This window comes from Tsukamurella soli (assembly GCF_039541155.1).
GTDB classification, from domain to species: Bacteria; Actinomycetota; Actinomycetes; order Mycobacteriales; family Mycobacteriaceae; genus Tsukamurella; species Tsukamurella soli.
Window position 1 is genome coordinate 1 of the sequence record NZ_BAABFR010000267.1, and the last position, 543, is coordinate 543.

The following is a 543-nucleotide window of genomic DNA, read 5'->3' on the forward strand; positions in this document are numbered from 1 at the left end:
TACGATCCGACTTGGCGAGGGCCGCGCGCACATCCGCGACGCCGGCGTCGGACCCGGGGTCGACGGGGTGCACCGCCGGGATGGCCAGGCGCCGCGCCGACGCCGACCGCACCAGCTCGGCGTCCTGGTACCGGTCGGCGCCCGTGGCCACCGCGATCACGGCGCCGGTCAACGCCTGTAGGCGGGCGAAGGCCGCGGCGTCGACCGCATCGGCGGGCGCAGCGGAGGTCAGGACGTAGACGCCCGCCGCGTAGTCCCCCACGGCGGGGTCACCGGCGGCACCGTCGCGACCCGCCACAGCGCCGTCCGCACCCACCACGGCGGTGACCAGCTCGACACCGTCGACGCCCGACAGCGCGCCGGCCACCTCCGTCGTCTCGCGGCGGTCCTGCCCACACACCAGCACGCGGGCGGTCACGACGGACCGGCGTCGACCGTGGCGTCCAGCAGCGCGGCCTCGAGCGCGTCGCGCGCCGCGCAGTCGGTCAGCACAGCGGCGACCATGCGGCGGCGACACTCGGCGGCGCGCCGCTGGTCCAAGTC

At 77.3% G+C, this 543-nt stretch carries 1 protein-coding gene; it reads right to left on the reverse strand.

Annotated features, from left to right (window positions below):
- Window positions 1-418, reverse strand: a 418-nt coding sequence (locus ABD908_RS27505) for a hypothetical protein (protein ID WP_345002105.1), incomplete at its 3' end; no start/stop codon positions are given.
- Between the last annotated feature and the right edge of the window lie 125 nt (window positions 419-543).